This is a genomic window from Luteimonas fraxinea (assembly GCF_021233355.1).
Taxonomy (GTDB): Bacteria; Pseudomonadota; Gammaproteobacteria; order Xanthomonadales; family Xanthomonadaceae; genus Luteimonas; species Luteimonas fraxinea.
The window spans coordinates 1542732-1566184 of sequence record NZ_CP089507.1 but is presented as its reverse complement, the minus strand read 5'-3'; the positions used below and the strand labels follow the sequence as shown (position 1 = coordinate 1566184).

Below are 23453 nucleotides of genomic sequence, written 5' to 3'. Positions count from 1 at the left end.
TCCGCGCACGATCAGAAGTGCACCTGTGCGCGCACTTCCACGATTTCCGGACGGCTGGTCGCGCCGTTGCGGGTGGCGTTGGCGCGCACGTAGTTGGCCTGCAGCTTCACGTACGGGGTGAGGTACCAGTTCGCGCCGAAGGTCCAGTCGTGCTGGCGGCCGCCGTTCACCGGGCCATCGTCGAGATCGAGCGTGCTGTAGCGCGCGGCCAGCTCCACCGCGCCGTAGCCGTTGGCCGGCTTCGGGTTGGCGACGTTGCCGGCCGAATACACACGGCTCTCGCCGGTCAGCAGCCAGCTCGCCGCGAGATACCCGCCCTCGGCGGTGTAGTCGGACAGGCCGTTGTCGCGGGCGATGTCCGCGCGCAGCAGTTCGCCCTGCATCGACACCGGGCCGTTGATCCAGATGCCTTCCAGGCCGGTGCGCTGGATGTGGTTGACCGGCGCCAGGCTGCCGGTGTCGACCAGACGCGTGTCGGTGAGGTTGGTGCCGGGACGCGCGCGCAGGCGCGCCGTCGGGTCGAACTGCACACCGCGGCCGTCGGTCCAGCCCTGCGGGTTCTCGCGCGACGCGGCGATGCCCAGGTGCAGCACGTCGCCGGCGGCCTTGCGCGGCGTCCACGCGGCGCGCGCGGCGTAGGTCTGGCCGGGGTTGTCGCCCTGCAGATCCTGACCGCCGTAGCCGCCAACCTGGAACAGCGCCTTGTCCTGCTCGAGCGTCCATTCCACGCCGGTGCGGCGGCCCTGGTAGATCGCCTGGATCGGCGACGCCAGTTCCATGAACGTGCCTGCGCGCGAGCTGGTCACGCCTTCCAGACCCACCGGCACCTTCATGTAGCCGATGCGCAGCTTGCCGAGGTCGCGGTCGAAGAAGTGCTTGCTGTCGAAGCGCACGAACACGTCGAGCCAGCTCTTGGATTCGAAGTCGAAATAGACCATCGCGTCCCAGACGCCGGCCTTCTTGACCGTCGCGCCGAACTCGCGGCGGCGCAGGCCCTCGTTGTCCTCGAGGCGCGGGTGGCCCGCGAAGTCCGCGCTGTCCCAGGCGAAGTTGCCGGTGAGCGCGATCTCGGTCTCGTTGGCGAAGGTGAATTTCGGCGGCCAGGCCTGCGCGCCTTCGGCGGCGAAAACGGGCGTGGCGGCGGTGCAGGCGCACAGCACCAGAAGCGGGGGGAGAACGTTGCGCATGGAATCCTTGGGGAAGCGGCAACCGGACGCGGGGGCGGCGGGCTGCGGTGGGGGGCGATCGCGCGCAGGCGCGCGACCGGAGAAGTCTAGGGCGGCAGCGTCTCGCGGGCACGTGAGCTAATCCAAAAGGATTAGGAATGCGCCCTTTAACACCAATGCGCTATCGGCAGCGTGGACGCGCCCGCGTACAACGCATCGCCTGCATCCACATCCGCTGGATGCGCACACCCGGTACGCACCCATGCACGCCATTCCTTCCAATGTTCCGGCCGCGCCGCGGCTGCCGTGGTACCGCCAGCTGTATGCGCAAGTGCTGATCGCGATCGCACTGGGCGCGTTGCTCGGCCATTTCGAGCCGGCGTTCGCCGAACAGCTCAAGCCGCTCGGCGATGCCTTCATCAAGCTGGTCAAGATGATCATCGCGCCGGTGATCTTCCTGACCATCGTCACCGGCATCGCCGGCATGACCCACCTGCGCACGGTAGGCCGGGTGTTCGCCAAGGCGATGACCTACTTCCTGTTCTTCTCCACGCTGGCGCTGGTGATCGGCATGGTCGTCGCGCACGTGGTGCAGCCGGGCGTGGGCATGAATATCGATCCGGCTTCGCTCGACACCGCCGCGGTCGAAGGCTACGTGCAGAAGTCGCACGAGATGACGCTGACCGGCTTCATGCTCGACATCATTCCCGGCACGCTGGTCGGCGCGTTCGTCGACGGCAACATCCTGCAGGTGCTTTTCATCGCGGTGCTGTTCGGCATCGCGCTCGCGCTCGTCGGCGAGAAGGGCAAGCCGATCCTGTCGTTCCTGGAAACGCTGACCGTGCCAGTGTTCAAGCTGGTGCACATCCTGATGAAGGCCGCACCGATCGGCGCGTTCGGCGCGATCGCCTTCACCATCGGCAAGTACGGCCTGTCGTCGCTGGCGAACCTGGCGTGGCTGGTCGGCACGTTCTACGTCAGCGCGGCGCTGTTCGTGCTCGTGATCCTGGGCGCGGTGTCGCGCGCCTGCGGCTTCTCGATCTTCAAGCTGATCCGCTATCTGAAGGCCGAATTGCTGCTGGTGCTGGGCACGTCGTCGTCGGAATCGGCGCTGCCGTCGCTGATGGAAAAGATGGAAAAGGCCGGCTGCCAGAAGTCGGTTGTGGGTCTGGTCGTGCCGACCGGTTACTCGTTCAACCTCGACGGCACCAACCTCTACATGACGCTGGCCGCGCTGTTCATCGCCCAGGCAACGAACACCGAACTCACGCTGTGGCAGCAGATCACCCTGCTGCTGGTCGCGATGCTCAGCTCGAAGGGTGCCGCCGGCGTGACCGGCGCAGGCTTCATCACGTTGGCCGCCACGCTGTCGGTGGTGCCGACGGTGCCGGTCGCGGGCATGGCGCTGATCCTCGGCATCGACCGCTTCATGAGCGAATGCCGCTCGATCACCAACTTCATCGGCAATGCCGTCGCCACCGTGGTCGTCGCGCGCTGGGAAGGCGCACTCGACCGCGACCAGTTGGCCGCCGCGCTCGACGGCAAGCCGCTGCCGGTCGCCGCCGCGCCCGATCCGGCCGCAGGCCCGGGCGACCGCAACGTGCTCGCGCTGGACTGAGGGCGCGCACGAAGCTTGAAACGATTCACACGCAACGCCCTGGGAGGGGACCCATGACGACACGACACCGCTGGGCCGGCCTGATCGCCGGCCTCCTGCTCACCTGCACCGGCCTGGCGCATGCCCAGGCCGGCACGCAGATACTCGACCTGTGGCCGGACGGCCATCTGCCGCAGGTCGTCAGCGGCCCGGAACTGGTCGGCAACGAAGGCAGCTCGATGGGCGCGGTGACCCGTGTCTCGCAGCCGCGCCTGGAGATCCATCGCCCGGCGAATCCCAACGGCACCGCGGTGCTGATCCTCGGCGGCGGTGGCTACTTCCGCATCCAGGTCGGCACCGCGGCGCGACCGATGGCGCAGTGGCTCGCGTCGATCGGCGTGACCACGGCGGTGCTGTACTACCGCATGCCGGTCGACGGCTGGCCGGCATCGGCGCCGTTCGCCGACGGCCAGCGGGCGATGCGCCTGCTGCGCGCGAACGCCGGCGAACTCGGGATCGATCCCACGAAGATCGGCGTCATGGGTTCCTCGGCCGGTGCGAATCTCGCCGGCATCCTGTCGACGCGCTTCGACCACGATTTCTATCCGGCGCTCGACGCCAGCGACCGCCTGCCGTCGCGCCCGGATTTCCTGGCGATGCTCTACCCGGTGGTCACGCTGAAGCCGCCGTACGACACCACGCGCAGTCGTCGCGAACTCGCCACCCAGCCCGACGCCGTCGAGGCGTATTCGGTCGAAGGTCACGTGCGCAGCGACATGCCGCCGGTATTCCTCGCCCACGCCGCCGATGACCGCATCGCCGACGTCAACCACAGCCTGCTGATGTTCCAGGCCGCGCGCGCGCAGAACGTGCCGGCGGAACTGCACGTCTTCGATCGCGGCGGCCACAGCTGGGGGCTGGGCAAACCCGGCACGCAGGTCGCGCAGTGGCCGCGCCTGTTCGTGACCTGGGCGCGCGCGAACGGCTTCATGGCCGCGCCGCCGGTCAGCCTGCAGCCGCTCACCGGCCAGACCGCGCCGCTGGCACCGCCGCCGGTCGACAGCGACGACGCCGACCTCGAAGAAGACGGCGACTGAGCCGTCCACGCCTTTGCATCTGCTCCATGGGAGAGACAACCGAATGAATCGCACACACACCCGCGCGCTGGCTGCGGGCGCGCTGCTGGGCCTGGCCACGCTGCCCGCCTTTGCCGCCGATACCGCCACCGAAACCGAGCTGCGTGAACTGATCCGCCTGCAGGCCGAACAGATCCAGCAGCAATCCGCGCAGCTGCAGGCGCTCAATCAGCGCCTCGACGCGATGGGCGCACCGGCCGTCGCCGCAGCACCCGCCACCGCGCCCGTCGATGGCGTGCAGGCACAGATCGACGCCGCCGTTGCCGACACCCGCCAGGACGACATGGCGATCCTGCAGGCCCAGGTCGCGCAGCTCGCCGCGAGCGGCGGCACCGGCGGCGGTGGCGGCAACGTCAGCTGGCGCCGCGGCGGCCCCGAGTTCCGCAACAGCGATCGCAGCTTCACCTTCAATCCGCGCGGCCGCGTGCTGGTCGACTTCTCGTCCACCCACGGTTCCGACTTCGACACCCGCAACATCACCGGCACCAACCTGCGCCAGGCGCGTCTGGGCGCGCAGGGCACCATCGGTGCGCTGGGCTACAAGATCGACGCCGAACTCTCGGACAACACCGTCAGCCTGTCGGATGCCTACCTGAGCTGGGACACGATGCTCGGCAGCATTCCCACCGAGTTCTACGTCGGTAACAAGCTGAAAGACCGCGCCATCGATTCGAGCACCACACTGACCCGCACGCCCTTCATGGAACGCAACGCGGTCGCCAGCGTCGGCATGCCGGCGAGTGGCTACTTCGGCCTCGGCGTGCAGATGAAGATGATCGGCCAGAACTGGCACACCACCTTCGGCGTCACCGGCGACGACGTCGGCAACACCGGCACCGAGACCGATTCACTGACCTATTCGTTCCGCGGTCATGTGAATCCGATCAAGCGCCCGTCCGGTTTCCTGCATGTGGGTGGCTGGTACGTGCATGAGGATTACGGCGTCGACACCAACCGCATCAACCGCACTCCGCGGGTGGCCTCGCGCTTCAACGACAACGTGCGCGTGTCGGCCAGCGCCATCAACGATGTCACCGGCGAGAAGGTCTGGGGCGCGGAGCTGGGCGGGACCTGGCGCAACGTCTGGGCCTTCGCCGAGACCAGCGAAACCACGCTGCGCTCGACCTCGGTCGGCGAAGTCGACCAGAAGGCCCACTCGGCCTACGCCGGCTGGCTGATCACCGGCGAGAAGCCGGGTTTCAGCGCCCGCTCGGGCGTCTGGGGCACCACCCGCGTCGCGCGCCCGGTCACCGACGGCGGCATCGGCGCCTGGGAACTCGCCACGCGCTACGACAAGTACGACTTCACCGACGCCGCGCGCGGCGGCGAGGGCGATTCGTGGACGCTGGGCCTGAACTGGTACCTCAACAACTGGTCGCGCGTGATGTTCAACTACGTGCGCTGGAACACCGACAACCAGGTCGGCGCCTATGCGGGCATGGATTCGGGCAACACCTTCAACATCCGCACCCAGGTGGTGTTCTGACCGGCCGTTCCGACCGGTCCTGAAGCGGACCACACGCCCCCGTCCAGGGGTTTGCGCGGGGCGGGGTTAGAATCCTGTCCCGCGTCATTTTTTCCCAGAGTAGATCCCCCGACGATGTCCAACGACGAATTCCGCCAGGCCGCCCTCGACTATCACCGCGCGTCGCCGCCCGGCAAGATCACGGTCAGCGCGACCAAGCCGATGCTGACGCAGCGCGATCTCGCCCTGGCGTATTCGCCGGGTGTCGCCTACGCCTGCGAGGAGATCGTCAAGGATCCCAACGCCGCCAGCGAGCTCACCGCGCGCGGCAATCTGGTCGCGGTGATCTCCAACGGCACCGCGGTGCTGGGCCTGGGCAACATCGGCGCGCTGGCCGGCAAGCCGGTCATGGAAGGCAAGGGCGTGCTGTTCAAGAAGTTCGCCGGCATCGACGTGTTCGACATCGAAGTCGACGAGACCGATCCCGACAAGCTGGTCGAGATCATCGCCAGCCTCGAGCCGACCTTCGGCGGCATCAACCTCGAAGACATCAAGGCGCCGGAGTGCTTCATCGTCGAGCGCAAGCTGCGCGAGCGGATGAAGATCCCGGTGTTCCACGACGACCAGCACGGCACCGCGATCATCGTCGGCGCGGCGATCGTCAACGCGCTCGAGATCGCCGGCAAGCGCATCGAGGACGTCAAGTTCGCCACCACCGGCGCGGGCGCCGCGGGCATCGCGTGTCTGGACATGCTGGTCGCGCTGGGCCTCAAGCCCGAGAACATTCTCGCCTTCGACCGCGACGGCGTGATCCACACCGGCCGCGACAATCTCGATCCGGACAAGGCGCGTTACGCGCGCGACACCGACAAGCGCACGCTGGCCGAGATCCTCGTCGGCGCCGACGTGTTCCTCGGCCTGTCGGCGGGCGGCATCCTCAAGCCGGAAATGGTCGAGGCGATGGCGCCGAACCCGGTGATCCTGGCGCTGGCCAATCCGTATCCGGAAATCATGCCGGAGGACGCCAAGCGCGTGCGCCCGGACGCGATCATCGCGACCGGCCGCAGCGACTACCCGAACCAGGTCAACAACGCGGTCTGTTTCCCCTACATCTTCCGCGGCGCGCTCGACGTCGGCGCGACCGGCATCAACGAAGCGATGAAGCTCGCCTGCGTCCACGCGATCGCGCAGCTGGCGAAGGAAGAAGCCAGCGATCTGGGCAGCGCCTACGGCGAAGAGATCCCGAGCTTCGGACGCGAATACATCATCCCGCGCCCGTTCGACCCGCGCCTGCTGACCATCGTCGCCCCGGCCGTTGCCGAAGCGGCGATGGCATCGGGCATTGCGCTGCGTCCGATGGAGGACATGCGCGCGTATCGCGAGAAGCTCGGCCAGTTCATCCACCGCACGGGCCTCGTGATGAAGCCGGTCTACGACCGTGCGCGCGGCGACCGCCAGCGCATCGTCTACGCCGAAGGCGAAGAGGAAGTGGTGCTGCGCGCGGTGCAGACCGTGGTCGACGAAGGCCTGGCGACGCCGATCCTGATCGGCCGCCCCGACGTCATCGACATGCGCATCAAGCGCCTGGGCCTGCGTCTGGTCGCCGGTCGCGATTTCGAACTGACCAACATCAACGACGATCCCCGCTTCAACGAGTACTGGCAGCACTACCACGCGCTGACCTCGCGTCGTGGCGTGACGCCGGATTCGGCGAAGAACCTGCTGCGTTCGCGCCCCACGCTGATCGCCGCGATCATGGTCGACCGCGGCGAAGCCGACGCGATGATCACCGGCATCGTCGGCCGCTTCCACAAGAAGCTCGGCTACGTGCGCAGCGTGCTGGGTCTCGACCCGGGCCTGCAGAGCACCTCGGCGATGACCGGCGTGGTCAACGACCAGGGACTGTGGTTCTTCGTCGACACCCACGTGCAGCCCGACCCGACCGCCGAGCAGATCGCCGAGAGCACCATCCAGGCTGCGTACCGTCTGAAGCTGTTCGGCATCGAACCGAAGATCGCGTTGCTGTCGCACTCCAACTTCGGCAGCCACGACGACCCGAGCGCCCGCAAGATGCGCGAAGTCCGCGAGATCCTCGTGCGCCGCGCGCCGAAGCTGGAGTTCGACGGCGAGATGATGGGCGACACCGCATGGGACGAATCCCTGCGCCGTCGCATGCTCCCCGACACCACGCTGAGCGGTCGCGCGAACCTGTTCGTGTTCCCGAACATCGACGCCGCCAACATCACCTACAACATGATCCGCGTGATGACCGGCGGCGCGGCACTCGGCCCGATCCTGATGGGCGTCAACAAGCCCGCGCACATCCTCACCCCGTCCGCCACCCCGCGCCGCGTCATCAACATGACCGCGATCGCCTCGGTGGATGCGCAGATTCGAAAGGCGCAGCTGGCGGAGGGTTGATGGCCCGTTCGTGCGAGGTTTCGGCTTCGCGTTGAACAGCACCTTCCGCCAGCGGGGCATTGCGCCCTTTACGGGTGGAAGGTTGGCATGGGGGCAAACGGTCCGGTCGCGGCGGAGCTGATTTGGGCCGCTGCACCGATTTCGTTTCGATCGGCTGATGCGCCCGCCCTCACCCCAACCCCTCTCCCGGAGGGAGAGGGGCAGAAAAGCCAGAGCTCGCGATAACCGAGCCCCTCTCCCTTTGGGAGAGGGGTTGGGGTGAGGGCAGACGCCCGCAGTGATCCGCTCGAATGAAGGCGCACCCCCGCCTTAATCCCCAACGAACATCTCTCCGACCCCGCTCCGACGTGGCGCTGTCGATCCTGCGCCGCGACAAGCCGGGACGGATTCCCGGCAGAGCCTGCCGATGCGCAACCCTCCTTTCACCGGTGCCGGACGCCTGCTGCGTGCGACCGGGCATTCCTGGCGTGGCCTGGTCGACACCTGGCGCAGTGAAGCCGCGTTCCGCCAGGAACTGCTGCTCGCCGCCCCGTTGCTCGTCCTCGTGTTCGCGCTCGATCTCGCGCCGCTGTCGCGCGCCTTGCTGCTCGCCACGCTCGGCCTCGTGCTCGTCGTCGAACTGCTCAACACCGCGATCGAGGCGGTCGTCGATCGCGTCGGCGCCGACTGGCATGCGCTGAGCGGCAAGGCCAAGGACGCAGGTTCGGCGGCGGTTACGGTGAGTCTGCTGCTGCACGCCGCGGTCTGGATCTGCGTGCTGTGACCGCCGAATCCCTCACGCGCATGCCGGCACTGTTCGGCGTAGTCGCCGGCGCGGTTACATTCACGCTGCTGCTGGCCGCAACCGGCGGCGACGCCTGGTGGGCCGATCACCTCTACGCCTGGCAGGGCGGCACCTGGGCCGCGCGCGATGCCTGGTGGAGCGCGGAACTGCTGCACGTCGGCGGGCGCCGTTTCAGCATCAGCTGCTGGATGCTGGCGGCCGTTGCATTGGGCCTGACCTGGAGCGGTCACGTGCCGCAGGCATGGCGTCGCCCGCTGGGCTACGTGCTGGTGACGGTGCCGCTCGCCACCTTGCTGGTGGCGGTTCTCAAGACGCGTACCGGCATCGATTGCCCGTGGGATCTGCAGCGCTACGGCGGCACGCATCCCTGGCTGTCGCCATTCGACGCGCGCCCTGCAGCACTGGGCCCGGCGGCCTGTTTTCCGGCGGCGCATGCCGCGGCCGGCTATGCGTGGGTGGCGCTGTACTTCGCCTGCGCGGCAGCCGGTCCATCGCTGCGGAACTTGCGACATCTCGGCCTCGCGTTCGGACTCGCGCTGGGTCTGCTCTTCGGCATCGTGCAGCAGCTTCGCGGTGCGCATTTCCTGTCGCACGATCTGTGGGCGCTGACGCTGTGCTGGCTGATCGCGGCGCTGTCTGCACGCGTCTGGCTGCCTGCGCAGCTGCGCGACTCCATATCCACGCGCACGGTACCCATCCACGCAGCGCATGGCGCACTGCGATGAGTGCGCGTCCCTGGCGCGGGCAGCTGGTCCAGGCGCAACGCAGTGGCTGGCTGACGCGGCCGCAGGTCGCCTCCGAATCCCTGCTCGCAGGCACCTGCCTGTACTTCGTCGCGATCTGCAACGTCGGCTTCTGGCAGGCCGCCGTGCACGACGGCGCCTCGCCCGGTCTTCTGGCCTCGCTGTGCGTGGCGATCTTCGCGCTGCACGCATTCCTGTTCGGCTTCGTGGCGATCGGGCGCGCGCTGCGGCCGGTGCTCGCCACGCTGATCGTGGTCACCGCGATCGCCACGTTCTACATGCGCCATTACGCGGTGCTGTTCGATGTCGAGATGATCCTCAACGTCCTGCACACCGATCCCGCCGAGAGCCGCGAACTGCTGTCGCCATGGCTGGTGCTGCATGTGCTGCTGCAGGCCGGGCCGCCGCTGCTGGTGCTGGCGTGGGTCCGGGTGAGGCCGCGTCCGCTGCGCCAGGCGATCGCCGCGCGCGCGGTGTTTCTCGGTGCGATGGCGTTGCTGGCGACCATCGCCGTGCTGCTGTCGTCGCAGGGCATGTTCGCGCTGATGCGCAGCGATCACGCACTGCGTTACCGCATCACGCCCGGCAATCTCGTGGTGTCCACGGTGCGCGCACTGACCGAAGCGCCCGAACCGCCGCCGGGACAGCGCCTGCCGATCGCCGCCGACGCCGCGCGCGTGTCGCGTCCACCCGGCGAGAAGCCGAGGCTGCTGGTGCTCGTCGTCGGCGAAACCGTGCGTGCGCAGAACTGGGGCCTCAACGGCTACGCACGCCAGACCACACCGCAGCTGGCGCAACGCGACATCGTGAACTTCAGTGACGTGCAGGCCTGCGGGACCAGCACCGAAGTCTCGCTGCCGTGCATGTTCTCGCTGCAGGGCCGCGCGCATTACGACAAGGCCGCGATCCGTGCGCACGAGTCGCTGCTCGATGTCGTCGCGCGCAGCGGCGTGGACGTGCGCTGGCGCGACAACCAGTCCGGCTGCAAGGGTGTGTGCGACGGCACCGGCATCGAGCACACGCAGGCCAGCGACGCGCCCGCACTGTGCGAAGGCGACCGATGCCTCGACGACATCCTCCTGACCGGTCTGCGCGAGCGCATCGACGCCACGCCCGGCGATCTGATGATCGTGCTGCACCAGCTCGGTAATCACGGGCCGAACTATTTCGAGCGCTATCCCGCCGCGTACGAGACCTTCAAGCCTGCCTGCCACACCGCGGAGCTGAGCCGCTGCACACCGGCGCAGATCGCCAACGCCTACGACAACGCGATCGGCTACACCGATGCCTTCCTCGCCCGCGCGCTGGATCTCGTGCAGCAGCAACAGGGCCACGATGCCGCGTTGCTGTACGTGTCCGATCATGGCGAATCGCTCGGCGAATACGGCCTGTACCTGCACGGCGCGCCGTATGCGATCGCACCGTCGCAGCAGCTGCATGTGCCGATGATCGCGTGGGTGTCGTCCGGGCTCGCGGCTGACATGGATCTGGACATGCGCTGCCTGCGCGCACGGTCCGGCGCGCCGTTGAGTCACGACAATCTGTTCCATTCGGTGCTGGGGGTGTTCGGGGTTCGGACGAAGGCCTACGCGCCGGATCTGGATCTGTTTGCGCCGTGTCGTCGTACCGTTGCGCTGGAATGAGATTCGAGCCGGTCTGGTCCGCGCTGCCCTCACCCCAACCCCTCTCCCAGAGGGAGAGGGGCTCGGTTACTCGCAAGGCCAGCTTTTTGAGCCCCTCTCCCCTTGGGAGAGGGGTTGGGGTGAGGGCAGACGCCCGCAGCAATCCCACCGCAGTAACCACGCGCCAGAATTCCGTAAGACGGATAAAGCGAAGCGATTCCCATCGCCCCACCAGCGCCGCGAACACCCAGCAGCGCCAAACACTTCAAGCGCGCAACACGATGCGCAACCCACAACCCACTTACGGCGCGACCAACCCCCGCACCACATCAGGCAGCAATTCCAGCTCGTCCTTGAACACCAGCCCGTCGCCGACCGGCAATTCCTCACCCGGCGCACCGATGGCCGAGCCGGTCAGAAACACCACCGGCACGCCCGGCAGCATCGCGCGCGACAGGCCCATGGCTTCCGCACCGGAGAAACCCGGCAGGTTCACGTCCGACAGCACCATCTGCGGTCTGAAGTCACGCAGCAGGTCGGTCAGGCCCGCTTCGCCATACGCGCGGCGGACCTCCACTTCGATGCCCGCGTCGCGCAGGGCCAGCTCGGTGAGCTCGGCATCGTCGCGCGAGTCGTCGACGATCAGCACCCGCAGCGGCGCGCTCACGACCGTCATTCTTCGTCGGGCGTTTCGTTGAGCACGGCCCAGAACTTGCCGAGCGTGCGCACGGCTTCGAAGAACTGGTCCACGTCCACCGGTTTGACCACGTAGGCGTTCACGCCGAGGTCCCAGCTGCGCGCCAGATCGCTTTCCTCGCGCGACGACGACAGGATCACCACCGGCATGCGCTTGAGCGTTTCGTGCTCGCGCAGCTGCTTGAGCACTTCCAGGCCGTCCATGCGCGGCATCTTGATGTCGAGCAGCAGCACCGCCGGATCGCCCGGTGCGCGGTCGGCGTACTTGCCACGCTGCAGCAGATAGTCGAGCGCTTCCACGCCGTCTTCCACGTGCACGATGGGATTGGCGAGATGGGCGTCGCGCAGTGCGTCGATGGCCATTTCCGCGTCGTGCGGGCTGTCCTCGGCGAGGAGGATCGTGCGGATTTCGCTCATGTCAGGGAATGTCCTGGAGTTGAAGATGCACCCGCTTCGGAGACCGAAGCAGGCAGGGTGAAGTGGAACGTGGCGCCCTTGCCGGGCTCGGCCTCGGCCCAGATGCGACCACCGTGGCGACCGAGCACGCGACGCACGCTGGCCAGCCCCACGCCGGTGCCCGGGAACTCGGTCGCCGAATGCAGGCGCTGGAACACGCCGAACAGCTTGCCCGCGTACTGCATGTCGAAGCCGGCGCCATTGTCGCGCACGCTGAACTGGTAACCACCATCGGCGGCGCGGTGGCAGTCCACTTCGATCTGCGCCGGCTCGCTGCCGGTGCTGTACTTGACCGCGTTGCCCAGCAGGTTGAGCCACACCTGCCGCAGCATGTTCTCATCGCCGACGATGATCGGCAGCGGCGTGATCGTCCACTCGATGCGATGGCCGGGATATTCCGACGCCGCGTTCGAATCGAGCATCGCGCGGGTGTCGGCGACCATCGACTGCAGGTCCACGCTCTGCAGGCGCAGCGCGCTGCGGCCCAGGCGCGAATACACCAGCAGGTCATCGATCAGCGCCGACATGCGCCGCGCCGAACCCCCGATGACACCGAGGTAATGCGTGGTCTTCTCGTCGACCTCGGTGCCCAGGTGCCGGCCCAGCTTGTCGGCGAAGCCGGCGATGTGGCGCAAAGGCGCACGCAGATCGTGCGACACCGAATAGCTGAAGGCCTCCAGTTCGCGGTTGACGTCGGAAATCTGTTCCACCTTGCCTTCGAGCTGCTGGTTGAGCTCGCGGATCTGGCGTTCGCTGATCGTCTGCGCGGTCACGTCGGACGCGGTCACCAGCACCACCGCATCTTCGCGGTCGGGCAGCGGCATGCGCCGCGCGTTGATCAGCATGGTGCGTTCGATGCCGTCGACCGTGCTCTGGTTGAGGCGGTGGTCCCACAGCTCGCGGTCGCGGGCCAGCACGTCATGCAAGCGGCGCAGCGTTTCCGCGTTGTCCCACGCACCTTCGCCGATCTCCGCCAGCCGCTCGCCGCGGATCTCGCCGCCTTCCACGCCATAGAGTTCGGCGAACGCGGCGTTGTGCATCACCACGCGCTGGTCGCGGTCGATCAGCACGATCGGCTCGCGCACGCTGTCGAGCACCAGCGCCGAACGGTTACTCGCCCGCGCGGCCAGCCCTTCGGCCTGGCGGCGACCGCTCTGCTCGCGCAGCGCGAAATAGCTCGCGCCCAGCAGCAGGGCCAGCTGCACAAGCATCGACGTCCAGCGGGCGATGTCGGCGTTGCGGTCGGCGCGATACGCACGGTCCTTGCGGGCTTCGAGCAGACGCTGCTCGTCGGCCACGATGTCCATGATCAGCCGCTGGATGGGATTGAGCACCACCATGTTGTCGATCTGGTCGTCGGTCGCCGACTCGGCCGCGCGGGTGACTTCGGCGATCCGCGCCAGGCGCTGTTCCAGATTGCTGCGCAGTGCGCCCAGGCGCGCCTGCTGTTCCGGGTTGTCGCGGGTCAGCGCCAGCACCGCGTCCACGTTCGGCAGCACCCGCGCATTGGCGTCGTCGATGCGCTGGCGCAGAAGCGGGCTGTCGATGCCGCGGGCGCGGGTCATGGCCGCTGCTTCGAGGCTGCGTGCATCGGCGTTCACCGTCTGCATCAGCGATTCCACCTCGCGGGTGTGCAGCACCTTCTCGGTCGCGTAGTCCGCTTCGCTGATCGCCGCCCGCATGATCAGGAACGGCCCCACCACGATGGCCACGATCGCAATGCCCAGCGCGGGCAGGCGCCAGCGGCTCAGCAGGGAAGGAGCAGGTGCGGTGTGCGGCATCGGGGCGGGCGTCTCGCGCGGACGGAGCGGTCGCGCATGATGCCGCATCCACCCCTGAACACGGGATCATGGGGGTTGGCCCCGGCGCTGGCAACGCGGACCGTCCGCTGGCGTCCGGTGTCAGTCGCGTCCCCCTGTTAGAATTCAGGGTCCGAACGACCCCCATGAGACGCGGGCATGCGCGCCGCGCTGGAGCACAGAATGAACTGGCTGAACGACGTCCTGCAGAACGACCCCGATCCGACCGAGACCCGCGAGTGGGTCGAGTCGCTCAAAGCGGTCATCGACGTCGGCGGTCCGGAACGCGCCCACCAGCTGCTCGAGAACATGGTCGAGCTGACGCGCCGCGCCGGTGCGCATCTGCCGTTCGCGCCGACCACCGAATACGTCAACACCATCCCCACGCATCTCGAGCCGAAGATGCCGGGCAATTCTGAGCTGGAGTGGCGCATCCGCTCCATCATCCGCTGGAACGCGATGGCGATGGTGGTGCGTGCGAACCGCAAGCCCGGGGATCTGGGCGGCCACATCGCCAGCTTCGCCTCGTCGGCCACGCTGTACGACGTGGGCTTCAACCATTTCTTCCGCGCGCCGTCGGCCGATCACCCGGGCGACGTCATCGCAACCCAGGGCCACAGCTCGCCGGGCATCTACGCGCGCTCGTTCCTCGAAGGCCGCTTCACCGAGACCCAGCTCGACCATTTCCGCATGGAAGTCGACGGCCAGGGCATCTCGTCCTATCCGCACCCCTGGCTGATGCCCGATTACTGGCAGGTGCCGACGGTCTCGATGGGCCTGGGTCCGATCGCCGCCATCTACCAGGCGCGCTACTGGAAGTACCTCGAAGCCCGCGGCCTGATGCCGAAGTCCGACCGCAAGGTGTGGTGTTTCATGGGCGACGGCGAGACGGACGAGCCGGAAAGCCTCGGCGCGATCTCGGTCGCCGGCCGGGAAGGCCTCGACAACCTGGTCTTCGTCATCAACTGCAACCTGCAGCGCCTCGACGGCCCGGTGCGCGGCAACGGCAAGATCATCCAGGAACTGGAAGGCGGCTTCCGCGGCGCCGGCTGGAACGTCGTCAAGACCGTCTGGGGCAGCTACTGGGATCCGCTTCTTGCCAAGGACAAGGACGGCATGCTCAAGAAGCTGATGATGGAGACCGTCGACGGCGAGTACCAGAACTGCAAGGCGTTCGGCGGCGCGTACACGCGCGAGAACTTCTTCGGCAAGTACCCCGAAACCGCGAACCTCGTCGCCAACCTCAGCGACGACGACATCTGGCGCCTCAACCGTGGCGGTCACGATCCGCACAAGGTCTTCGCCGCCTACCAGAACGCGATGGACACCAAGGGCCAGCCCACGGTCATCCTCGCCAAGACGGTCAAGGGCTACGGCCTGGGCAGCGCCGGTGAGGCACTCAACCCGACCCACAACACCAAGAAGCTCGACGACGAAGCCGTGCGCACCTTCCGCGACCGCTTCAAGATTCCGGTGTCCGATGCGGCGCTCAAGGACGGCGAAATCCCGTTCTATCACCCGGGCAAGGATTCCGAGGAAGTGCAGTACATGCTCGAGCGCCGCCAGGCGCTGGGCGGCTTCCTGCCGCAGCGTCGCCGCAAGAGCACCGAGACGCTGAAAGCGCCGGAGCTCAAGGTGTTCGACCGCCTGATGCAGGACACCGGCGAGCGTTCGATCAGCACCACCATGGCGTTCGTGCAGTCGCTGTCGATCATCCTGCGCGATAAGCAGGTGGGCCCGCGCGTCGTGCCGATCGTCGCCGACGAAGCCCGCACCTTCGGCATGGAAGGCCTGTTCCGCCAGCTGGGCATCTACGCCCCGCAGGGCCAGAAGTACAAGCCGGTCGACCGTGACCAGCTCTCGTACTACCGCGAAGACGCGGCCGGACAGGTGCTGGAAGAAGGCATCACCGAAGCCGGCGCGTTCTCCAGCTGGATGGCCGCGGCGACCAGCTACAGCACCAACGACGTGCCGATGCTGCCGTTCTACATCTACTACTCGATGTTCGGCTTCCAGCGCATCGGCGACTCCGCGTGGCAGGCCGCCGACATGCGCGCCCGCGGCTTCCTGCTCGGCGCCACCGCCGGCCGCACCACGCTCAACGGCGAAGGCCTGCAGCACGAGGACGGCCACAGCCACCTGCTGGCCGGTGCCATCCCGAACTGCCGCGCCTACGACCCGACCTTCGCCGGCGAAGTGGCGGTGATCCTGCACTACGGCATGCAGCGCATGCTCGACCAGCAGGAAGACGAGTTCTTCTATCTCACCCTGATGAACGAGAACTACAGCCACCCGGCGCTGCCCGAAGGCGCGGCCGAGGGCGTCATCAAGGGCATGTACCTGCTCAAGGATGCCGGCAAGGCCAAGAAGGGCGAACTGCGCGTGCAGCTGCTGGGCTCGGGCACCATCCTGCGCGAAGCCATCGCCGCCGCCGAGCTGCTGGACAAGGACTTCGGTGTCACCGCCGACATCTGGTCCTGCCCCAGCTTCACCGAGCTGCGTCGCGACGGTTGGGATGCCGAGCGCTGGAACCGCTTCAACCCCGAAGCCAAGACCCCGCGCAAGGCCTACGTCACCCAGTTGCTCGAAGGCCGCCAGGGCCCGGTCATCGCCGCCACGGACTACGTCCGTGCGTTCGCCGATCAGATCCGCGCGTTCGTCCCGGCCACGTACACCGTGCTCGGCACCGACGGCTTCGGCCGCTCGGACACCCGCGCCAACCTGCGCCGTCACTTCGAGGTGGACCGTTACTACATCGCCCAGGCTGCGATCGAGGGCCTGATGAAGGACGGCAAGATGACCGGCAAAGATGTCGCCCGGGCGATCAAGCTGTACAAGATCGATCCGGAGAAGGCGAATCCGGTTGGGGTTTGAGGTCTTAGGTTAAGCGTTTGAAGGGCGGCTCTTGCCGCCCTTTTTTTTCTTTGTTTTGCATTATGGTTCGCCTAACACGTTAGCCTCTAGAACGGCGGCCTTCTGAAAGTTCGGCGCTGCATGGCTTAGGCCTAGAGGGCAAGCCACCTATTTAATTGGTGATTCAAATGATTGAAATCAGCAGCATTGATAAAGACGAAGTGATTTCTAGTTGGGTGCTCACGGGGTGTTGTGACTATCGGCATGCACTACAAGTCCTTTTTCCTCTGGTGGACAGGTTTGAAGCCCAAAGGAAGATACAAAGCCCTGCATTCTACGAGCGACTGCGTCGCGACATCCTTGGCGGATGCATAATGCCGCCAATAACGGTGGCTATCGTTGATCCCGAAGACAAATTCTCTTTAGATTTTGATTTCAAAAGCTATATAAACGAAAATCTAGCAAACGGATACATCTTAGACGGAATGCAGCGGCTTAATAACCTGAAGGCCGTGAGTGAAGACCCAGGTTTTGACGGAGAACGTCGCCTTTATGTCTCGATAGTTATTGCAGACAAAAAGGATATGCTTCTATATCGAATGATCACTTTGAACAACGGCCAGAAGCCAATGAGCCCAAGGCATCAGATCGAGGTTCTTACGCAAGAGCTATTTGATTTTCGTGAGCTCAGCGTAGACGTTCAGACTGAAAAGGAAAGATCGGAGCGCGTCGTCCGAGGAGCCTTCAATCTTGGTGACATATCCAAAGGTTATCTGGCTTTCTTAACCGAAAATTTGCACAACGATAATAACCGGATTATCGCGGAGAAGATGGATGAATTAATCATCTCAAAAATAATGCAGGCTGGTCCCGTTGAGGGCGTCCAGTTTCAGTCTGTCCTAGAGATGATTGATCGGTTCGCTGAAAACGCGCCCGCCAAAAACTGGCTAAAAGCACAGAACAATATCGTTGGATTCTGTGTGGGTGTTAAGCACTCTTATGATGAGCTTCAGGGAACAAACGCAGAAGAGTTTGGAACGCTTTGCGAGAAATTCGATGAAGCATTCAAAGCAATCAATGCATCGAAGGTCAACTTAGGAAAGTACAGAAGAGAGCTTTCCTTCAAATACATAAAGTCAATCAACGTCCTTAAAAAATTCAGCGTGGGCAATCTTATTGAATGGTGCAACGACGAGACGGCAACATAATGTCGATGAGCATCATTCTTGAAGATCGTGAGAATTTTTCAGCTCAAGGTCTGACGCAGTTTGAGTTCTCTCCAGAAATCCGGCCCGAAGCTGCATGCATCAGACTGCTTCTCGGTACCTGTGAGGTAACCAACACTCATACGGGGGTGAGGGTAGCGGTTGAGACGAATTTCTTAGAGTCGCCAGAGATAAAGAATGAGCGGGTTGATCTCTCTTTCTTGGATCATTATCAGGAGGGGTTGTCGTCCGTTGACTATCAGAACCATTTTATGGGGTCCCCTTCTAGAAATAGGGTTTTCTATCGCGATTTCCTTGACGAGATGTCAGTGGCTTGTAGTGCAGCAGAGCAGCGACTCGGGGTTTTGTCGTTTCTTCACGCTTATAGAGCATACGAAAGAATTTCATATGCCTTTCCATTGATCTACGCATCCAAAACCAGTGACTACATAGGATCATTCGGCAAGCTCAAGGATTGGATTTCAGATAAGAAGGCGGATGGATCCTCTGCTGGGGAATTGGCATTTTTCAAAAACTTCTTGCAAGCTTTCTACTCTGAAGACGAACGAAATGCGACGCTGGATTTCAACTTTATCGGTTCTGAAGACATCAGGCGCAAACAGTTCAGCTTGGTAAAAAATCATTTGCTAAAGTGGAATGAAGACGATGTAACAGTAAGCACAATAGAGAACGAGAGGATATCGGTAAAGTTTTCAGACCTGCATTCGCTTTTGTTGAGCACTAGAAATAGGTACTTTCATCAGATGAGTGGACGCGGCGACAACATAAAGCAATCGGGAATTGTCGACGCGGAGACATTCTTTCAGGTTCTGTCGAGGCCGTTAATAACTTACATTTCGGTAATCTTTCACGACATAATTGTTTTTGAGATGAGGCGGGAGTAGCTTCAGAGCACGGCCGCCTTGGATAATTACGCTGTGAGAGGAATTGAATTTCACGCGCTAACTAGGTTTTATAATTTTTGATACTGAGTTTACCGCTAAGCTGGCGCCTCGCGCTGGTCGGTGCTAGTAGATATTACGAGGTCGATCTATTGCTTCGATTGAGATGTGAACAGTGCTTGTGTCGATCCATTGCACTATCTCGTTTGCAGCCGCTTCGACGGACGCACTTACTGCGCATTTCCAAACAACAATTCGCCATTCCAGTTCGATGAATGCGTGCGTAGCATGCGCGTCCCTTTCGTGGTTGAGTTGCAACTTTGCATCCCAAAAATTATCGCCGAGTCACTGGGAGTCGTAAGCGCGGGCATCTTTCATGTAGATGTCAGAGCAACCGTATACAAAAACGGCGACCTTTCTACCAAGAAAGAGCAAGTCAGGATTGCCAAGAGGTTTGCAGCTATGCAATCGATACCTGAGCCCCTGTCGCCAAAGCGGACTTCGGAGCTCGAAGCCGGGCGCGGTATTATTTCAGCTGACTCGGGACATCAACGCTGAGCGCTTTTCTGCGGTCGTCACACCAACCATCTTCATGTAGCTAACGGTGCCAGGTTAACTTTGAGCTCCCGTCAGTAGTCAAAATTTGAGTAAGGTCGGGAAGCTTAAGATGCTAGTTTCGCGTGCGTAAGAGCGCAAAGTGACGGATTCGATTATCGACCAACGACGCGCTCGCTGAAGATGACGTCAGGGTGCGATCTTGATCCGTTCCATGGGCACCTCACTTCGATGATCTGCTGCGATACCTTTGTGGTCAGGTCGTACCAAAGATGCGCAATGCTATTGATCGTCATAAACAAGCGTGTCGCTGCATCGCACTCTTTCAGGCGCGTACATGACTGAGAAAATAAGTCCAGAGACCCGCTCGCGCATGATGGCGGGGATTCGGGGAAAGAATACGAGGCCAGAGTTGACCATCCGGCGTTGGCTGCACGCAGACGGATTTCGCTTTCGATTGTTCCGACGCGATCTGCCTGGCCGTCCCGACATTGTTCTGCCGCGATGGAATGTAGTTGTGTTCGCCCACGGGTGTTTCTGGCACGGTCATCAAGGATGTTCTTACTTTCGCCTGCCTAAAACGCGACCCGAATTCTGGGAAGGCAAGATCAGGCGAAACTCTGAGCGCGACCATGAGGCAATAGGCAAACTGGAAAAAGCAGGTTGGCGCATAGCAGTGATCTGGGAGTGCGCACTACGCAAGGAGCCAGAGGTAACGCTTAGTCGCCTATCCTCATTCATTCGGTCCGCACAGCAGAAGCTGGAACTCGGACCGGGTTAGCGCCAGCGGCGGCTTACGACAGTGCCTCCTGGACAACGCCCGCGATCTGATGCCCCAGCCACGGAGGCACAGCGTTACCGACCTGCCGCCGCTGGCTACCTGCTGGTCCCTCGAAGATGTAGTTGTCGGGAAAGGTCTGGAGACGGGCTGCCTCGCGCACAGTGAGGCTTCGCAGCTGGAGTGCATCCGGATGGATGTAGTAATGCCCATCCTTGGCAATGTGACTGGTCACCGTTGATGACGGAGCGTCGCTACGCTGGACCTTAAAACGGTCTACGAAGCGATTGTTCTCGAACCAACTGCGATGCATAGGATGAAGCTGGCTCGGAAACTCGTTGCAACCTCGTGGTGAGCGACCGTTCTCTGCGGTGAACGCAGCTGCAAATCCGTAGCGCATCAGGTCGCTTGCCATGTGTGCGCGCGCTTGGTGGTTGATCACGCCATTGAGGCGTGGATCACTAATGAATTTTTCCAAGTGCGCGGGCATCTTGCAATTCGTCTTGCCCTCCAGCCAGCGCTCGCCTGGTCCAATGTCGTCGCCCTGCAGGGCCTCGTCGGCAAGCTGCCTCAAACGCTCGGCCGTAGGCTTGTGGAGCGATCGCGAGTAGCTCGCGCAGTTGCGCAGTAACTTGTGCGAGAACTTTGGCCAAGAGTTAAAAGACGTATCGGTCAGATTGCTCCTCAAGCGCGGCAAGCCGCTGGTCATGTCGGCAACCGTATAGCGCTCTTGCTGCGGCTGAAGTGCCGAAATTGGACGCGCAGCACCATCAAGGACGCCGATCAGGATGACGCGATGACGCGCCTGCGGCAGTCCGAGTGCTTCGGCATGAACAACGAAATCACGAGGTTCCCAGTTCCTGCCGTCGCCGAGCGACTGGACAAGGGGCTCTATGTGATAGCGGGGGCCGCGGGGGCCGCCCGGCCGCTGCAAGCCTTCGAACATCTCGCTAAAGACGCTCTGTCCTGCCAACTTGGACGACAGCATGCCCTTTACATTTTCCAGTACGAAAACGGCAGGGCGGAACTTGGCGAGGATAGTCAGGTAATGCTGGTAGAGGTAGTGCCGTTCATCGTCTTCGGGCACATAGCCCGCCTTCCCGCGGTTGCGCGCCCGCCCAATGAGGGAAAATGCCTGGCACGGCGGGCCGCCCACGAGCACCCACGGCGTGCCGCGGTGCTCGGCCTCGGCCGAAACAGTCCGTATACGTCCGCGCAGCATTTCGTCGTGCTCTGGATCGCCCAACCTCAATTGCATGACCTCATGACAGGCGGCATCCCATTGGGACCGGGTTGCCTGAGTCCAAGGCTGCGGCGTCTGTCCAGCTGCGTAGTGGTAGTAGCTCTCTGGCACCTCTGCTGGCCGAAACTGGCGGAAGAAAGCACGAGTTCGCAATGTCTGCGCTGCGTGGACATCCATCTCCGCGGACGCCATCAGATCGAAAGCTCTAGACGAGCGCTCTCGTCCGAAGGCAGCGAAGCCCTCGCCGAGGCCGCCGGCACCCGCGAAAATGTCTACGACGGGAATTGCAGGCACGGATCAAATCCAATATCGGGGCGCTTGGGCGCGGGAAGATCGCAGGCGCGAGAGGCCAATGTCAAAGATTTTTACACGGTGCGATTGACCGCGGTAGCGTGTAGCTTACGGAAGCCAGTTTACGACAAGGAGGGCGGATCGGCTGGCCTCCTCCCGCAGCTGATCCCTGAAGAAAATACAGTTGCATGCGCGTGTTGCGAGCCGAAAAGCGGATGGACCAAGGTGGGTGGGGACTATGGAAGGCAGTGAACTGACGCTGCGGCCGAGCGCAGCAAGGTTGCTGGAGTCAATGCGGGACATCGGCTACTCCTTTGAGAGTGCCTTGGCTGATATCGTCGACAACTGCATCTCAGCAGCCGCGACTGAGATCCGGATCCTCAACGATCTCGATCCGGATGAAAGCCCGTTTCTCGCCATTGTGGACAACGGCCGAGGCATGAGGCCGGCTGAACTGACTGCCGCCATGCGCCATGGCAGTCGCAGCCCTCGCGAGATCCGTGAGGCTGGCGATCTGGGCCGCTTCGGCTTGGGCATGAAGACTGCCTCGTTCTCTCAGTGCCGACGCCTGACGGTGGCCTCGCGAGTGGATGGTGTCTGGGCGGCTCGCCGCTGGGACCTCGATCGGGTTATAGAGACCGATGATTGGTTGCTCCAGTGCCTCGGGGATGCCGAGATTGCTGCGCTACCGATGATCGACCAGATGGCAGGCGATGGGACACTCGTGCTCTGGCAGAAGCTCGATCGTCTCGACGCCGTAGGCTCTCGGCCCGAGCACGCATATGCGGCTCTCAACGAAATGTTTGCCACTGCACAGCGGCATCTTGCCCTGACCTTCCATCGCTTCATTGCGCCAGAGCCCCGCGATGGAGTGTCTCCTGTGCGGATGACGGTGAACGAAGCGCCGGTCGATGCTCTTGATCCATTCGCCCGCCTCGGCGAGCCCCAGTCGGAGGCGCACGAGGTCGAAATTCTGAGCCACGGCGGAAGCGATGTCGTCGTTCAGGCATTCACGCTTCCCCACCAGAAGCGATTGACCTTGACACAGCTCGCCGAACTTGAACTTGGTGAGAGCCTCGTGCAGACACAGGGGCTCTATGTCTACCGAGCGCGTCGCTTGATTGCCGGGGGCACCTGGCTTTTGGACTGGCCCGAAAAGCCGAACTTACAAAGCTGTTGCGGGTGCGAGTTGATGTGCCGACTTCACTTGATGCCCAGTGGAGCATCGATGTGCGCAAGTCGCGCGTGCGTACGCCGTCCATCATCCGTGAACGACTGCGGCCACTTGTCCGCCGTATGACAGAAGCAGCCAAGAGACCCTACACCTACCGCGGCGTGCGGGAGGCGGCGTCAGCAGGACTGCCGATGTGGGCGCGCGTAGAGGAACGCGGCGCTGTGCGTTACGAGGTGCGTCGTGAGCATCCGCTGATCGAGTCGTTGCAAAAGGCGGCTGGTACGCGAGCCAGCGTTGAGCCGCTTCTCATTGCGATCGAAACCACGCTGCCGCTGGAAGCCCTTTTCGCTGATGTAGCTGGCAGTCCGGAAACGGTCCGCCAGCAGGACATGGACGCAAGCGAGCTTGAACAGCTCCTTGCGGCCTTCGTCGAGGCCATGGCGCCTGGGCAGGACACTCTGCCAGCAGCCGTCGCAGAAGCAATTCTCGCCACTCCGATCTTTACCGCCCAGTCCACCGCGCGCACCGTTCTTGAGCAACTGCGACGCATTGAGACCTGACACAAGG

Annotated in this window: 18 protein-coding genes and 1 pseudogene; 13 read left to right on the top strand and 6 right to left on the bottom strand. The window is 63.7% G+C overall.

Translation table 11 applies throughout. From position 1 onward, the window contains the following. Window positions 1-11: 11 nt before the first annotated feature. Complete coding sequence (locus tag LU699_RS07025) at window positions 12-1187, bottom strand: OprO/OprP family phosphate-selective porin (protein WP_232133893.1); 1176 nt, start codon at window positions 1185-1187, stop codon at window positions 12-14. Between the two features lie 241 nt (window positions 1188-1428). Between LU699_RS07025 and LU699_RS07020 the strand changes: the two genes are divergently transcribed. The 7 genes from LU699_RS07020 (at window position 1429) to LU699_RS06990 (ending at window position 10955) form a co-directional block, all read left to right on the top strand. After that, window positions 1429-2784 (top strand): dicarboxylate/amino acid:cation symporter, encoded by a 1356-nt coding sequence (locus LU699_RS07020; protein WP_232133894.1) that lies wholly within the window; start codon window positions 1429-1431, stop codon window positions 2782-2784. Window positions 2785-2837: 53 nt separating this feature from the next. After that, window positions 2838-3860 carry an alpha/beta hydrolase gene (locus LU699_RS07015; RefSeq protein WP_232133895.1) on the top strand — a complete coding sequence of 341 codons (1023 nt, stop codon included), beginning with the start codon at window positions 2838-2840 and terminating at the stop codon, window positions 3858-3860. Between the two features lie 43 nt (window positions 3861-3903). After that, on the top strand, window positions 3904-5385 hold the full coding sequence (locus LU699_RS07010; RefSeq protein WP_232580528.1) for an OprO/OprP family phosphate-selective porin: 1482 nt from the start codon (window positions 3904-3906) through the stop codon (window positions 5383-5385). Between the two features lie 114 nt (window positions 5386-5499). Continuing rightward, window positions 5500-7785 carry an NADP-dependent malic enzyme gene (locus LU699_RS07005; RefSeq protein WP_232133897.1) on the top strand — a complete coding sequence of 762 codons (2286 nt, stop codon included), beginning with the start codon at window positions 5500-5502 and terminating at the stop codon, window positions 7783-7785. Between the two features lie 406 nt (window positions 7786-8191). Further along, window positions 8192-8548 (top strand): diacylglycerol kinase, encoded by a 357-nt coding sequence (locus tag LU699_RS07000; RefSeq protein WP_232133898.1) that lies wholly within the window; start codon window positions 8192-8194, stop codon window positions 8546-8548. Next, the gene (locus LU699_RS06995) at window positions 8545-9294 is read left to right on the top strand and encodes a phosphatase PAP2 family protein (protein ID WP_232133899.1); all 750 of its coding nucleotides are present in this window, start codon (window positions 8545-8547) and stop codon (window positions 9292-9294) included. The genes LU699_RS07000 and LU699_RS06995 overlap by 4 nt, the downstream gene beginning before the upstream one ends. Further along, window positions 9291-10955 (top strand): phosphoethanolamine transferase, encoded by a 1665-nt coding sequence (locus tag LU699_RS06990; RefSeq protein WP_232133900.1) that lies wholly within the window; start codon window positions 9291-9293, stop codon window positions 10953-10955. The genes LU699_RS06995 and LU699_RS06990 overlap by 4 nt, the downstream gene beginning before the upstream one ends. Window positions 10956-11235: 280 nt before the next feature. Here the strand turns inward: LU699_RS06990 and LU699_RS06985 are convergent, their stop codons facing one another. The 3 genes from LU699_RS06985 to LU699_RS06975 are packed head-to-tail and all read right to left on the bottom strand — an operon-like array spanning window position 11236 to window position 13867. Continuing rightward, on the bottom strand, window positions 11236-11601 hold the full coding sequence (locus LU699_RS06985; RefSeq protein WP_232133901.1) for a response regulator: 366 nt from the start codon (window positions 11599-11601) through the stop codon (window positions 11236-11238). Between the two features lie 5 nt (window positions 11602-11606). Beyond that, window positions 11607-12047 (bottom strand): response regulator, encoded by a 441-nt coding sequence (locus LU699_RS06980; protein WP_232133902.1) that lies wholly within the window; start codon window positions 12045-12047, stop codon window positions 11607-11609. Continuing rightward, window positions 12044-13867: a sensor histidine kinase gene (locus tag LU699_RS06975; RefSeq protein ID WP_232133903.1), complete on the bottom strand. Its 1824-nt coding sequence runs from the start codon at window positions 13865-13867 to the stop codon at window positions 12044-12046. Before LU699_RS06975 ends, LU699_RS06980 begins: the two co-directional genes overlap by 4 nt. A gap of 201 nt (window positions 13868-14068) precedes the next feature. Here LU699_RS06975 and aceE point away from each other — a divergent pair, with 201 nt between their 5' ends. From aceE to LU699_RS06960, 3 genes are all read left to right on the top strand, one after another. Next, entirely contained in the window at window positions 14069-16759 is a 2691-nt protein-coding gene (gene aceE / locus LU699_RS06970) for a pyruvate dehydrogenase (acetyl-transferring), homodimeric type (protein ID WP_232133904.1), read from the top strand. 167 nt (window positions 16760-16926) lie between these two features. Then, a complete protein-coding gene (locus tag LU699_RS06965; RefSeq protein WP_232133905.1) occupies window positions 16927-17946 on the top strand; it encodes a hypothetical protein in 1020 nt (339 codons plus the stop codon). Next, complete coding sequence (locus tag LU699_RS06960) at window positions 17946-18848, top strand: hypothetical protein (protein ID WP_232580527.1); 903 nt, start codon at window positions 17946-17948, stop codon at window positions 18846-18848. The genes LU699_RS06965 and LU699_RS06960 overlap by 1 nt, the downstream gene beginning before the upstream one ends. Window positions 18849-19190: 342 nt before the next feature. Here the strand turns inward: LU699_RS06960 and LU699_RS18420 are convergent. Next, window positions 19191-19361 (bottom strand): annotated as a pseudogene (locus LU699_RS18420) (hypothetical protein); the annotation flags it as partial. Between the two features lie 376 nt (window positions 19362-19737). Between LU699_RS18420 and LU699_RS06955 the strand changes: the two are divergent. After that, complete coding sequence (locus tag LU699_RS06955; RefSeq protein ID WP_268738998.1) at window positions 19738-20181, top strand: very short patch repair endonuclease; 444 nt, start codon at window positions 19738-19740, stop codon at window positions 20179-20181. Between the two features lie 13 nt (window positions 20182-20194). On the opposite strand, the gene LU699_RS06950 is transcribed toward LU699_RS06955, so the two are convergent. Then, window positions 20195-21715, bottom strand: a complete 1521-nt coding sequence (locus tag LU699_RS06950; RefSeq protein WP_232133907.1) for a DNA cytosine methyltransferase — start codon at window positions 21713-21715, stop codon at window positions 20195-20197. A 235-nt stretch (window positions 21716-21950) separates the two neighbouring features. Here LU699_RS06950 and LU699_RS06945 point away from each other — a divergent pair, with 235 nt between their 5' ends. Beyond that, window positions 21951-23012 carry an ATP-binding protein gene (locus LU699_RS06945; protein ID WP_232580526.1) on the top strand — a complete coding sequence of 354 codons (1062 nt, stop codon included), beginning with the start codon at window positions 21951-21953 and terminating at the stop codon, window positions 23010-23012. A gap of 65 nt (window positions 23013-23077) precedes the next feature. Beyond that, entirely contained in the window at window positions 23078-23446 is a 369-nt protein-coding gene (locus LU699_RS06940; protein WP_232580525.1) for a hypothetical protein, read from the top strand. Window positions 23447-23453: the final 7 nt, after the last annotated feature.